General features: G+C 73.6%; 13 protein-coding genes. 8 read left to right on the forward strand and 5 right to left on the reverse strand.

Features of this window, described 5'->3' with window-relative positions; genetic code table 11:
- Positions 1–26: 26 nt before the first annotated feature.
- A complete protein-coding gene (locus tag ACF1ED_RS29790; RefSeq protein WP_391765651.1) occupies positions 27–722 on the forward strand; it encodes an HU family DNA-binding protein in 696 nt (231 codons plus the stop codon).
- An 86-nt stretch (positions 723–808) separates the two neighbouring features.
- Here the strand turns inward: ACF1ED_RS29790 and ACF1ED_RS29795 are convergent, their stop codons facing one another.
- The gene (locus tag ACF1ED_RS29795; protein ID WP_391765653.1) at positions 809–1,018 is read right to left on the reverse strand and encodes a hypothetical protein; all 210 of its coding nucleotides are present in this window, start codon (positions 1,016–1,018) and stop codon (positions 809–811) included.
- 10 nt (positions 1,019–1,028) lie between these two features.
- Positions 1,029–1,676 (reverse strand): 2-phospho-L-lactate guanylyltransferase, encoded by a 648-nt coding sequence (gene cofC, locus ACF1ED_RS29800; RefSeq protein ID WP_391765655.1) that lies wholly within the window; start codon positions 1,674–1,676, stop codon positions 1,029–1,031.
- A gap of 127 nt (positions 1,677–1,803) precedes the next feature.
- Here cofC and ACF1ED_RS29805 point away from each other — a divergent pair, with 127 nt between their 5' ends.
- The 3 genes from ACF1ED_RS29805 (at position 1,804) to ACF1ED_RS29815 (ending at position 4,791) form a co-directional block, all read left to right on the forward strand.
- Positions 1,804–2,556, forward strand: a complete 753-nt coding sequence (locus ACF1ED_RS29805) for a lysophospholipid acyltransferase family protein (RefSeq protein WP_391765657.1) — start codon at positions 1,804–1,806, stop codon at positions 2,554–2,556.
- Entirely contained in the window at positions 2,553–3,554 is a 1,002-nt protein-coding gene (locus ACF1ED_RS29810; RefSeq protein WP_391765659.1) for an NAD(P)H-dependent glycerol-3-phosphate dehydrogenase, read from the forward strand. The genes ACF1ED_RS29805 and ACF1ED_RS29810 overlap by 4 nt, the downstream gene beginning before the upstream one ends.
- 97 nt (positions 3,555–3,651) lie before the next feature.
- Complete coding sequence (locus tag ACF1ED_RS29815; protein ID WP_391765661.1) at positions 3,652–4,791, forward strand: D-alanine--D-alanine ligase family protein; 1,140 nt, start codon at positions 3,652–3,654, stop codon at positions 4,789–4,791.
- Positions 4,792–4,834: 43 nt separating this feature from the next.
- On the opposite strand, the gene ACF1ED_RS29820 is transcribed toward ACF1ED_RS29815, so the two are convergent.
- Both ACF1ED_RS29820 and ACF1ED_RS29825 read right to left on the reverse strand, forming a co-directional pair.
- Positions 4,835–5,323 (reverse strand): DUF3515 domain-containing protein, encoded by a 489-nt coding sequence (locus ACF1ED_RS29820; RefSeq protein WP_391765663.1) that lies wholly within the window; start codon positions 5,321–5,323, stop codon positions 4,835–4,837.
- A gap of 20 nt (positions 5,324–5,343) precedes the next feature.
- A complete protein-coding gene (locus tag ACF1ED_RS29825; RefSeq protein WP_030496958.1) occupies positions 5,344–5,577 on the reverse strand; it encodes an Lrp/AsnC family transcriptional regulator in 234 nt (77 codons plus the stop codon).
- A gap of 233 nt (positions 5,578–5,810) precedes the next feature.
- On the opposite strand from ACF1ED_RS29825, the gene ACF1ED_RS29830 reads away from it, so the two are divergent.
- Positions 5,811–6,773, forward strand: a complete 963-nt coding sequence (locus ACF1ED_RS29830) for a thiamine-phosphate kinase (protein WP_351108858.1) — start codon at positions 5,811–5,813, stop codon at positions 6,771–6,773.
- Positions 6,770–7,570 carry a bifunctional hydroxymethylpyrimidine kinase/phosphomethylpyrimidine kinase gene (gene thiD, locus ACF1ED_RS29835; protein ID WP_391765666.1) on the forward strand — a complete coding sequence of 267 codons (801 nt, stop codon included), beginning with the start codon at positions 6,770–6,772 and terminating at the stop codon, positions 7,568–7,570. Before ACF1ED_RS29830 ends, thiD begins: the two co-directional genes overlap by 4 nt.
- 137 nt (positions 7,571–7,707) lie before the next feature.
- On the opposite strand, the gene rpmB is transcribed toward thiD, so the two are convergent.
- Entirely contained in the window at positions 7,708–7,893 is a 186-nt protein-coding gene (gene rpmB / locus ACF1ED_RS29840) for a 50S ribosomal protein L28 (RefSeq protein ID WP_003957616.1), read from the reverse strand.
- A 231-nt stretch (positions 7,894–8,124) separates the two neighbouring features.
- Here rpmB and ACF1ED_RS29845 point away from each other — a divergent pair, with 231 nt between their 5' ends.
- Positions 8,125–9,804, forward strand: a complete 1,680-nt coding sequence (locus tag ACF1ED_RS29845; RefSeq protein ID WP_391765668.1) for a DAK2 domain-containing protein — start codon at positions 8,125–8,127, stop codon at positions 9,802–9,804.
- Positions 9,805–9,865: 61 nt separating this feature from the next.
- Positions 9,866–13,081 carry a helicase-related protein gene (locus ACF1ED_RS29850; protein WP_391765670.1) on the forward strand — a complete coding sequence of 1,072 codons (3,216 nt, stop codon included), beginning with the start codon at positions 9,866–9,868 and terminating at the stop codon, positions 13,079–13,081.
- Positions 13,082–13,107 lie beyond the last annotated feature (26 nt).

Below are 13,107 nucleotides of genomic sequence, written 5' to 3' on the forward strand. Positions count from 1 at the left end.
CCGGCAAAGTCTCCGAAGGGGAAGACGTGAACAAGGCGCAGCTCGTAGAAGCGATTGCCGACAAGTTGGGCGGTCGCCAGCAGGCCGCCGAAGCCGTCGACCACGTGCTCGACGCCATCGTGCGCGCCGTGGTCTCCGGCGACCGGGTCTCGGTCACGGGCTTCGGCTCGTTCGAGAAGGTCGACCGCCCGGCCCGCTACGCCCGCAACCCCCAGACGGGTGAGCGCGTGCGGGTCAAGAAGACCTCCGTTCCGCGCTTCCGCGCGGGTCAGGGCTTCAAGGACCTGGTCAGCGGCTCGAAGAAGCTCCCCAAGGGCGGCGAGGTCTCCGTCAAGAAGGCCCCCAAGGGCAGCCTGACCGGCGCCGCCTCCGCCACCGTCAAGAAGGCCGCGGCGAAGAAGGCCACCACGGCCAAGAAGGCCGCCGCCAAGAAGGCGACCCCGGCGAAGAAGACGACCGCCGCCGTCGCGAAGAAGGCGACCCCGGCGAAGAAGACCACCACCGCCGCCGCGAAGAAGACCTCCGCGGCCACCAAGAAGACGACGGCGGCCGCCAAGAAGACCACCGCCGCCGCGAAGAAGGCCACCCCGGCGGCCCCGGCCAAGAAGGCCACCGCCAAGAAGACCGCCCCGGCCAAGAAGGCCACGGCGAAGAAGGCGCCCGCCAAGAAGACCACGGCGCGCAAGACCACCCCGGCCAAGAAGGCCGCCGCCAAGAAGTAGGACGACCGTCGCACGTCCGCCGGGCCGGGCTCCCGCCAACGGGAGCCCGGCCCGCGGCGCGTTCCCGGTGCCGTACGGGGGACGGCTCAGAAGGTCTGCAGCGTCACCAGGGTGATCCGCGGGCCCGCGCCCGGAGCGCCCGGCTCGGTCTCGATCCGCACCCGCTGACCCGGACGGAGCAGTCGCAGCCCGCCCGCGTCGAACGCCTCCGCCCCGAACTCCACCGGGGTGCCGTCGTCGAGCAGCACGCTGCCGCTGCGCTGCTCGGGGTCGTACGTGTACGCGGTCGCCTGCATGCACCGCAGCCTATCCGGCCGCCGCCGGCCGCCGGGCCGACGTCCGCGGACCGAGGCCCAGGGAGCCCGCCGCCGCCAGGTCCTCGCCGGTGTCCACGTCCCGGCGGACGGAATCCACGCCGGCCAGCAGGATTTCCACCGCGCCCGACGACAAATGCCGGAGCCGCGACGGACCTCCGAATGCCGGTTCCAATTCCACTCCCGGCGCGGCCGAGAGGAATGTCGTACCTATTTCGGCGGCATCCGCGAGAAATGCCCTCGGGAATTGCCGGGCCACGGCGAGGACCCGCGCCAGCTCCACCGGGCGCAGCGCCGGCAGGTCCGCGTTCAGCGCCGCCACGCGCGCGTGCGGCCGCCGCTCCCGCACCGCCCGGGCCCCGTGCGCCAGCGCCGCGTTGAGTCCCGCCGCCGGCGCGTCCGGCACGACCCGGGCCCCCAGCGCGGCCAGCGCCCGGCCCGCCGCCGGATCGTCCGTGACCACCACCACGTCCCGCACCTCCGGGCACTCCAGGGCCGCCGCCACGGTGTCCTCGGCGAAGGCCAGGGCCAGCCGGGGCCGCAGCAGCTCCCCGGCCGAGGGTCCCAGCCGGCTCTTCGCCAGGGCCAGGGGCTTCAGGGGTACGACCAGGGACCAGCCGTCGTCCGCATCCGTGTTCATCGCCGCCCATTCTGTCCCGCCCGGGCGGGACCGCCCGGGCCCCGGGGCGTACGGTGTCCTCGACAGAGCAGGAGCATGGGGCGACACTTGACCCCCTGCCAGCAAGACCCGGAGAAAGGTGCCCCGAGTGCCCCGCCGCAGAATCGGCTTCTGGTACCGCCTCGCGGCGGTCATCGCCAAACCCCCCCTGGTGGTTCTGTTCAAGCGGGACTGGCGCGGCACGGAGCACATCCCGGCCGAGGGCGGCTTCATCACGGCGGTCAACCACAACTCGTACCTGGACCCGCTCTCCTACGCGCATTACCAGTACAACACCGGCCGCGTGCCCCGCTTCCTGGCCAAGGCCGGCCTCTTCAAGGCCGGATTCGTCGGCACCATGCTCCGCAACACCGGGCAGATCCCCGTCTACCGCGAGACCGCGAACGCCCTGGACGCCTTCCGCGCCGCCGTGGACGCCATCGAGCGGGGCGAGTGCGTCGCCTTCTACCCCGAGGGCACCCTCACCCGCGACCCCGACATGTGGCCCATGCCCGGCAAGACCGGCGCCGCCCGCGTCGCGCTGCTCACCAAGGCGCCGGTCATCCCGGTGGCCCAGTGGGGCGCCAACCTCGCGATGCCGCCGTACGCCAAGACCGACAAGTTCCGGCTCTTCCCGCGCAAGACGCTCGTCGTGCAGGCCGGGCCGCCGGTCGACCTCTCCCGCTTCGACGGCCTGGAGCCCACCCCCGAGGTGCTGCGCGAGGCCACCGAGACGATCATGGCCGCCATCACCGCCCTCCTGGAGGAGGTCCGCGGCGAGCAGGCCCCCGCCGAGCCGTACGACCCGCGCCGCGCCCGCCTGGCCCAGCGCCGCAAGGCCGCAGAAGGGGGCGCCAAGTGACCAGGGCCGCCGTCTTCGGGAACGGGTCCTGGGGCACCGCCTTCGCCATGGTGATGGCCGACGCGGGCTGCGAGGTGAGCCTCTGGGGCCGCCGCCCCGCCCTCGCCGGGACCATCAACGCCACCCGCACCAACCCGGACTACCTGCCCGGCGTCGAACTCCCCAAGGGCATCACGGCCACCGCCGACCCGGCCGAGGCCGCCGAGGGGGCCGACTTCGCCGTCCTCGCCGTCCCCTCCCAGACCCTGCGCGAGAACCTCGCCGCCTGGGCGCCCCGGCTCGGCCCCGACACCGTGTTCGTCTCCCTCATGAAGGGCATCGAACTCGGCACCGCCAAGCGGATGAGCGAGGTCATCACCGAGGTGGCCGACGTCCCCGCCACGCGCGTGGCCGTCCTCACCGGCCCCAACCTGGCCCGCGAGATCGCCGCCCGGCAGCCCGCCGCCGCCGTCGCCGCCTGCGTCGACGAGACGGTCGCCCAGCGGCTCCAGGCCGCCTGCATCACCCCGTACTTCCGTCCCTACACCAACACCGACGTCGTCGGCTGCGAGCTCGGCGGCGCGGTGAAGAACGTCATCGGCCTCGCCGTCGGCATCGCCAACGGCATGGGCCTCGGCGACAACTCCAAGGCCACGCTCATCACCCGCGGCCTCGCCGAGACCACCCGCCTCGGCCTCGCCATGGGCGCCGACCCGCTCACCTTCTCCGGCCTCGCGGGCCTCGGCGACCTCGTCGCCACCTGCTCCTCGCCGCTCTCCCGGAACAACACCTTCGGCACCAACCTCGGCCGCGGGATGACCCTCCAGGAGGCCGTCGCGGCCACCCGGCAGACCGCCGAGGGCGTCAAGTCCTGCGAGTCGGTGCTCGACCTGGGCCGCCGGCACGGCGTCGACATGCCCATCACCGAGACGGTCGTCTCCATCGTCCACGACGGCAAGCCGCCGACGGTCGCCCTCAAGGAACTGATGTCGCGCAGCGCCAAGCCCGAACGGCGCTGAACCGGCCCGCGCCGGACCGGCACCGCTGGTCCGGACGGGCGGGACGGCACGCGGGGCGCTCAGGAGTTCGGACACCGCAAGGTACGCTCATCGCGATATGAGCGAGAACACCCAGAGCCCCCGCAAGCCGCGCGTGGCCGTCGTCTTCGGCGGACGCAGCTCCGAGCACGCCATCTCCGTCGTCACCGCCGGCGCCGTCCTGAAGGCGATCGACCGGACCAAGTACGACGTGCTGCCCATCGGCATCACCCGGGAGGGGCGCTGGGCGCTGACCGCCGACGCCCCCGAGCGGATGGCGATCACCGAGCGCTCCCTGCCGGACGTCGCCCAGCTCGCCGAGTCGCCGACCGGCGGCGTGGTCCTCCCGGTCGACCCGGCGGACCGCGAGGTCGTCCTCCACGAGCCCGGCTCCCTGCCGAAGGCCCTCGGCGAGGTCGACGTCGTCTTCCCCGTGCTCCACGGCCCCTACGGCGAGGACGGCACCCTGCAGGGCCTCCTGGAACTCTCCGGCATCCCGTACGTCGGCGCGGGCGTCCTCGCCTCCGCCGTCGGCCAGGACAAGGAGTACATGAAGCGGGTCTTCGTCTCCTACGGCCTGCCCGTCGGCCCGTACGAGGTGATCCGGCCGCGCGAGTGGGACCGCAACCCGGCCGAGGCCCGCAAGAAGATCGTCGAGTTCGCCGCCGACCACGGCTGGCCGCTCTTCGTGAAGCCGGCCCGGGGCGGCTCCTCCGTCGGCATCACCAAGGTCGACGACCTCTCCGGCCTCGACGAGGCCGTCGAGGAGGCCCGCCGCTACGACCCGAAGATCATCGTGGAGGCGCTGCTGCGCGGCCGCGAGATCGAGTGCGGCGTCCTGGAGTTCGAGGACGGCCCGCGCGCCAGCGTGCCCGCCGAGATCCCGCCGGTCACCGACCACGACTTCTACGACTTCGAGGCCAAGTACATCGACTCGGCCTCCGGTCTGGTGCCCGCCCCGATCGGCGACGAGGCCACCGCCGAGGTCCAGCGCCTGGCCGTCGCCGCCTACGAGGCCGTCTCCTGCGAGGGCCTGGTCCGCGCCGACTTCTTCCTCACCGAGGACGGCGACTTCGTCATCAACGAGATCAACACCATGCCCGGGTTCACCCCGATCTCCATGTACCCGCGCATGTGGCAGGAGAGCGGCGTGAGCTACCCCGAGCTGGTCGACCGGCTCGTCCAGGCCGCGCTGACCCGCTCCACCGGCCTGCGCTAGCGCCGGAAGGGCCCGGCCGGGGGGACCGGGCCCGCCGCGCGGCCTAACGGCACTCGGGCTCCAGGGCGCACGGCACCGCCCGGTCCACCGGAGCGGCCAGATCGACCAGCGGCGCGATGTCGTGGGCGTACCGCTCGTCCAGGGCGACCTCGACGTACGTCTTCCGGTACACCGAGGTGAAACGGGGGCCGCCGGCCTCCGGCTGCTCCAGCATCCAGCGGACGTTCTCGGCCGAGACGGCCCGCGCCTGGGGATCGCTCATCTTTTCGGGCCGGGGAACCCCGCAGCGCAGTACGATCGCTCCGTCACCCCACCCGGCGGTCAGCTCCGAGTCGGGGGACGGATCGCTCCGCTCCTGCCCCGCCACGGTGTCCGGGAGCTCCTTCGCCAGCGCACGGCAGAGCGCCGCCTCCGCCGCGGGCGGCGTCGGCACCGGTACCGACGCCTGGGCGCCGGCGGAGCAGCCGGTGACGGCCAGCAGCAGGACGGCGGCCGGGACGGGCAGGCCGAGAGGCCGGTGGGAAGAGGTCACCGGCCAAGGGTAGACGGGGGCTACAGATGGACGACCGGGCAGGTCAGGGTGCGCGTGATGCCGTCCACTTGCTGGACTTTCGCGACCACCATGCGACCGAGCTCGTCGACCGTGTCGGCCTGGGCCCGCACGATCACGTCGTACGGTCCGGTCACGTCCTCTGCCTGGATCACCCCCGGGATCTTGGCGATGGTGTCGGCGACGGTCGACGCCTTGCCCACCTCGGTCTGAATCAGGATGTACGCCTGTACCACGGAACCTCCAGGGCGGCCACGAGGATCTTGTGGGAGAAAGAGACGCCACGGTACCGCGTCGCCGCGAGCCGCGGGGAGACCCGCGCCTTCCGGGGCGCCCGGGGTGTGGCGTACACAGGACAGAAGTTGACGGTCAACTTGACGGTACCCAGCACGGTGACGGCCCGCGACCCGCGGCGCGCACGGACGCTCCGCCGACCGCCGGCCGGCACGACGACACGAGGTGAGACGCGGTGAAGGGCACAGTCGGAGAACTGGGCGAGTTCGGGCTCATCAAGGAGCTCACGTCCCGGCTCACCTCCACCCCGGCGGTACGGATCGGGCCCGGCGACGACGCCGCCGTGGTCTCCGCCCCGGACCGGCGCGTGGTGGCCAGCACGGACATCCTGCTCGAAGGACGTCACTTCCGGCGCGACTGGTCGACGGCCTACGACGTCGGCCGCAAGGCCGCCGCGCAGAACCTCGCCGACATCGCGGCCATGGGCGCGGTCCCCACCGCGCTCCTCCTCGGCCTCGTCGTCCCCGCCGAACTCCCGGTCACCTGGCCCACGGAACTCATGGACGGGCTGCGCGACGAATGTCAGGTCGCCGGCGCCGCGGTGGTCGGCGGAGACGTCGTCCGCGGCGACACGATCATGGTCTCCATCACCGCCCTCGGCGACCTCCGCAACGCCGACCCGGTCACCCGGGGCGGCGCCCAGCCCGGCGACGTCGTCGCCTACACCGGCTGGCTCGGCTGGTCCGCCGCCGGCTACGCGGTCCTCTCCCGAGGCTTCCGCTCCCCGCGCGCCTTCGTCGAGGCCCACCGCCGACCCGAACCCCCCTACCACGCGGGCCCGGCCGCCGCCGGGCTCGGCGCCACCGCCATGTGCGACGTCAGCGACGGCCTCATCGCCGACCTCGGCCACATCGCCGAGGCCAGCAACGTCCGCATCGACCTGCGCTCCGGACTCATCGACATCCCCGGCCAGATGCACGACATCGGCCAGGCCGTCGGCGTCGACCCGCTCCAGTGGGTCCTCACCGGGGGCGAGGACCACGCGATCGTCGCCACCTTCCCGCCGGACGTGAAGCTGCCCGCCCGCTGGAAGGTCATCGGAGAGGTCATCGCCCCCTCCGCGCTGCCCCAGGTGACCGTCGACGGCGCCCCCTGGCACAGCGCCGGCGGCTGGGACCACTTCGGGGAGACCGAGTGACCACCCCGCCGCCCCTGGTGCTCACCGTCGCCGGATCCGACTCCGGCGGCGGCGCCGGCATCCAGGCCGACCTCAAGACCATGCTCGCCCTCGGCGTCCACGGCATGAGCGTGGTCACCGCCGTCACCGCCCAGAACTCGCGGGGGGTGCACGGCGTCTGGGAGCTCCCCGAGGAGGCGGTCCGCGCCCAGTACCGGGCCGTCGTCGACGACATCGGCGTCCACGCCGTCAAGACCGGCATGCTCGCCACCGCCCCGCTCGTCGAGACCGTCGCCGAACTCCTCGCGGGCACGGACGCGCCCGTGGTCGTCGACCCGGTCGGCGTCTCCAAGCACGGCGACCCGCTGCTCGCGGCCTCCGCCCTGGAGTCCGTACGGAAACGGCTGCTGCCGACCGCGACGGTCGCCACGCCCAACCTGGACGAGGTGACCCAGCTCACGGGCATCGTGGTCGAGGACGAGGACGGGATGCGCCGGGCCGCCGACGCGATCCTCGGCCACGGACCGCGCTGGGCGCTCATCAAGGGCGGCCACCTGCCCGGGGACGCCGCCGAGGTCGTGGATCTCCTCACCGACGGCACCGAGGAGCACTGGCTGCACGCCCCCCGGTACGACAACCGGCACACCCACGGCACCGGCTGCACCCTCGCCTCGGCGGTCGCTTCGGGCCTGGCCAAGGGGCTGCCCGTGCCGCAGGCCGTACGGGAGGCGAAGGCGTACGTGACCGGCGCCATCGCCGCGGGCTTCGCCCTGGGGGAGGGCATCGGGCCCGTGGACCACGGGTGGCGCCGCCGCTGACACGGCGAAGGGCGGGCCCGGCCCCGAGGCCGGACCCGCCCTCCGTCACACGGGCAAGGCGAAAGGCCGGTCCACCGAGGTGGACCGGCCTTTCAAGGCAACCGCAGGGGCTGCGCTACGACTCGGAAACGTCGCGATTAGCGCGAGACCTTGCCGGCCTTGATGCACGAGGTGCAGACGTTGAGCCGCTTCGGCGTCCGACCGACCACGGCACGCACACGCTGGATGTTCGGGTTCCAGCGACGAGACGTACGGCGGTGCGAGTGCGAAATGTTGTTGCCGAAGCCCGGCCCCTTGCCGCAGACGTCGCAGTTGGCAGCCACGGGTCACTCCAAAGACTTCAGATTTACAGTGAGATCCGGCGCACCGGAATCAGGAGTCTGAAGTGGCTTGCCGGGGATGGCCCGGCGAGTGCCGGGCAACCGAAGCAGCATACAACGACCGCTCCGGTGGAACGAAACTACCACGGTCCGGTCCGACTCCGTCCCGGCCCCCGGAGCCGACGGGCCCCGGTCTACCCTGCGGGGAGCTTCACCGCCGAAGGAGGACCCCCGTTGTCGCGAGCCCCGCAGCCCTTCGACCCCGCCGCCCGGAGTGACGAGCGTCTCGTCCTCGACGCCGGGGCGGTCCGGGCCTGGAGCGCGCGGACGGCCGAGGCGCTCGGGCGGGAGCGGGCCGCGATCGACGCCATCAACGTCTTCCCCGTCGCCGACGGCGACACCGGCACCAACCTGCACCTGACCGCCGACGCCGCCCACCGGGCCGTCGAGGCCGTCTTCGCCGCCCCCGGAGCCTCCGCCCCCGACACCGCGGACGCCGTCCGGGCCATGGCCCACGGCGCGCTCCTCGGAGCCCGCGGCAACTCCGGCACCATCCTCTCCCAGCTGCTGCGCGGCATGGCCGGCGTGCTCGCCGAGGGCGCCGACGGCGACCACCTGGCCCGCGCCCTCGCCGCCGCCGCCGTCTCCGCGCGCGAAGCCGTCGCCCGCCCCGAGGAGGGCACCATCCTCACCGTCGCCACCGCCGCCGCGGCCGGCTGCGCGGACGGCGGGACCCTCCCCGACGTGGCCAGGAGGGCCTACGAGGGGGCCAGGACGGCCCTGGAGGCCACCCCCGGCCAGCTGGCCGTGCTGGGCCGCGCCGGGGTCGTGGACGCGGGCGGACAGGGCCTGGTGGCCGTCCTCGGCGCACTGGTGGAGACGGTGACCGGACGGGCGCCGGAAACCCTGCCGCCGTCCCCCGCCCCCGCCCGGGCTCCCGCCCCGGAGGAGACCTGCGGGCCCGGCGGCGAGGGGCCCGGCTACGAGGTCCTGTACCTCCTGGAGGCCGAGGACGCCGCCGTCGAACTCCTCAGGGCCCGGCTGGACGCCCTCGGCGACTCCCTCGTCGTCGTCGGCGGCGACGGGCTCTGGAACGTCCACGTCCACGTCGACGACGCGGGCGCCGCCGTCGAGGCCGGGATCGAGGCGGGCCGCCCGCACCGGATCCGCATCACCCACTTCGCGAGCGCCGCCCCCGCGCCGGAGGCCGACCGCCCGGACGGGGCACCCGCACGCGCGCGTGGGGAACGCGCCCACCGGGCCGTCGTCGCCGTCCTCCCCGGCGAAGGACTCGCCGGGCTCTGCGCCGAGGCCGGCGCCACCACCGTCCAGGCCCGGCCCGGCGAACCGCCCGCCGGCGACGACCTCCTCGCCGCCGTCCGCCGCGCCCACGCGCGCGAGGTCGTCCTCCTGCCCAACGACACCGACCTGCGGTCCGCCGCCGCGGCCGCCGCCGAACGGGCCCGCGCCGAGGGCATCCGGGTCGCCCTCATCCCCACCCGGGCCGCCGTCCAGGGCATCGCCGCCCTCGCCGTCCACGAACCCGACCGCAGCTTCGACGAGGACGTCGTCGCCATGACCGCCGCCGCCGGCGCCACCCGCTACGCCGAACTCGCCGTCGCCGAGCGCCAGTCCTTCACCAGCGCCGGCGTCTGCCAGGCCGGCGACGTCCTCGGCCTCATCGAGGGCGACGTCGCCGTCATCGGCCAGGACCTCACCGACACCGCCCGCACGGTCCTCGACCGGATGCTCCAGGCCGGCGGCGAACTCGTCACCCTCGTCGTCGCCGACGGCACCCCGCCCGGCCTCGCCGCCCTCCTGGAGACCCACGTCCGGCGCGGCTACCTCGCCGTCGACACCGTCACCTACCACGCGGGCGAAGGCGCCCCGCCGCTGCTCATCGGCGTCGAGTAGCCGGAGCCCTCCGGAAGGCCGTCCACGGGCCTCGCCCCGATTGTCGGCGTCGTGGTGTGCAATGGGACGCGTGTCCGCGCTCGACGAACCCCTCAAGAAATCCCTCAGCCCCGCCACCGTCAAGGTCCTGGCCGAGGCCCTCGACCTGCACACGGTCGGCGACCTCCTCCACCACTACCCCCGGCGGTACGCGGAGCGGGGCGAGCTGACCACCCTCTCCGACCTCCCCCTCGACGAGCACGTCACGGTCGTCGCCCAGGTCGCCGACGCCCGGGTGCACACCTTCAACGGACCCAAGGGCCGCAACCAGCGCCTCGAAGTGACCATCACCGACGGCTCCGGCCGCCTCCAGCTGGTCTTCTTCGGCAAGGGCGTCCACAAGCCGCACCACGACCTGGTGCCCGGCACCCGCGCGATGTTCTCCGGCAAGGTCTCGCTCTTCAACCGCCGCCTCCAGCTCGCCCACCCCGCCTACGAACTCCTGCGCGGCGAAGGCGACGTGGCGGTGGACACCTGGGCCGGCGCCCTCATCCCGATCTACCCGGCCACCACCAGGATGGAGTCCTGGAAGATCGCCAAGGCCGTCGACGCCGTCCTGCCCGGCGCCGCGGACGCCGTCGACCCGCTCCCCGAGGCGCTCCGCGAGGGCCGCGGCCTCGTCGGACTCCCCGAGGCCCTGAACCTGATCCACCGCCCCCGCACCAAGGCCGACGTCGCCGCCGCCCGCGACCGCCTCAAGTGGGACGAGGCCTTCGTCCTCCAGGTCGCCCTCGCCCGCCGCCGGCACGCCGACACCCAGCTCCCCGCCGTCCCCCGCCGCCCCGCCGCGGACGGCCTCCTCACCGCCTTCGACGCCAAGCTCCCCTTCACCCTCACCGACGGCCAGAACAAGGTCTCCCGGGAGATCTTCGACGACCTCGCCACCGACCACCCCATGCACCGCCTCCTCCAGGGCGAGGTCGGCTCGGGCAAAGCGCAGCCCCTCGACGCCCTCGTCCTCACCCCCGCGGGGTTCAGGACGATGGGAGAGATCTCCCCCGGCGACGAGATCGTGGTCCCCAGCGGAGAGATCAGCACGGTCGACGGCGTCTACCCCCAGGGGGAGCGGGACGTCTGGCGTCTCGTGCTCTCGGACGGCACCTCCGTCGAGTGCGACGACGAGCACCTGTGGATCGTCGGGACGAGCTGCGCCTGGGACCGGGGGCAGGAGCCGAAGGTCATGACGACCCGCGAGATCCGCGCGGACACGTCCAAGGCCGACGGTTCGTCGAAGTGGTACCTCCCGGTGGCCACCCCCGTGGACCTCGGCGACGGCACGGAACCGCCCCTCGACCCCTACGTCTTCGGGGTGCTGCTGGGAGACGGGTCCTTCCGGCGCGACCTGCGGCTCTCGACGGCGGACGAGGAGATCCTGACCGCGGTGACTTCCGCTCCGGCTCAGGACCGCGTCGTCGTGCCCGTCCCCGGCTCGCGCTTCGACCACACCATCGGAACGCAGGCCCCGGAAGGGGGAATCCGGCGCAATCCGGTGATCGGCGTCCTGCGGGAACTGGGCCTCTGGGGGGTCTCGCCGCACGACAAGTTCCTGCCGGCCCCCTTCAGGAACACCTCGGTCAAGAACCGTCTCGCGGTCCTGCAGGGACTCATGGACACGGACGGCACCGTGGACGCCCAAGGGCTGAGCGTGTCGTTCTGCTCGGCTTCCAGAAGGCTCGCCGACGACGTGGCCTGGCTGGTCCGCTCACTGGGCGGCCGGGCACGCGTGCTGCCGGAGCGCGAGGCGTTCCACGTCTCGATCGCGCTCCCGGAGGACCACCCGCCGTTCCGGCTCGCCCGGAAGGCCCGCCGGATGGGCCCGAGGCCGAAGTACGACAGCTTCCGGCGGGCGATCCGCGCGGTCGAGCACGTCGGCCGCAAGCCTGTGCAGTGCATCAGCGTCGCCCATCCCAGCCACGCCTACGTGACCGATCACTTCACCGTGACGCACAACACCATGGTCGCCCTGCGGGCCATGCTCGCCGTGGTCGACGCCGGGGGACAGGCCGCGATGCTCGCCCCCACCGAGGTCCTCGCCCAGCAGCACCACCGGTCGGTCACCGAGATGATGGGCGAGCTCGCCGAGGGCGGCATGCTCGGCGGGGCCGAGCGGGCCACCAAGGTCGTGCTGCTCACCGGCTCCATGGGCACAGCCGCACGCCGGCAGGCCCTGCTCGACCTGGTCACCGGCGAGGCCGGGATCGTCATCGGGACGCACGCGCTCATCGAGGACAAGGTCAAGTTCCACGACCTCGGCCTCGTCGTCGTCGACGAGCAGCACCGCTTCGGCGTCGAACAGCGCGACGCGCTCCGCGGCAAGGGCAAACAGCCCCCGCACCTCCTCGTCATGACGGCCACCCCGATCCCCCGGACGGTCGCCATGACCGTCTTCGGCGACCTGGAGACCTCCGTCCTCGACCAGCTCCCCGCCGGCCGTTCCCCGATCGCCAGCCACGTCGTCCCCGCCGCCGACAAGCCGCACTTCCTCACCCGCGCCTGGGAGCGGGTCCGCGAGGAGGTCGGCAACGGGCACCAGGCGTACGTGGTCTGCCCCCGCATCGGGGACGAGGAGGACCGGAAGAAGGCCGCCAAGCGCAAGCCCTCCGCCGAGGACGAGGCCGAGAAGCGGCCCCCGCTCGCCGTCCTCGACGTCGCCGAGAAGCTCGGCGCGGGCCCCCTCGCCGGCCTCCGGATCGCCGTCCTGCACGGGCGCATGCACCCCGACGACAAGGACGACGTCATGCGCCGCTTCGCCGCCGGCGAGCTCGACGTCCTCGTCGCCACCACCGTCATCGAGGTCGGCGTCAACGTGCCCAACGCCACCGCCATGGTGATCATGGACGCCGACCGCTTCGGCGTCTCCCAGCTCCACCAGCTCCGCGGCCGGGTCGGCCGCGGCTCCGCCCCCGGCCTCTGCCTCCTCGTCACCGAGATGCCCGAGGCGAGCCCCGCCCGGCAGCGCCTCGCCGCCGTCGCCGCCACCCTCGACGGCTTCGAGCTCTCCCGCATCGACCTCGAACAGCGCCGCGAGGGCGACGTCCTCGGCCAGGCCCAGTCCGGCGTCCGCTCCTCCCTCAGGGTCCTCACCGTCATCGAGGACGAGGAGGTCATCGCCGCCGCCCGCGAGGAGGCCACCGCCCTCGTCCTCGCCGACCCGGACCTCGACGCCCACCCGGGGCTGCGCACCGCCCTGGACGCCCTGCTCAGCGAGGAGCGGGAGGAGTACCTGGAGAAGGGCTGACCGGGCCCCCGGCCCGTACGGCCATA

It is taken from the genome of Streptomyces sp. NPDC014656 (assembly GCF_043084305.1).
GTDB lineage: Bacteria > Actinomycetota > Actinomycetes > Streptomycetales > Streptomycetaceae > Streptomyces.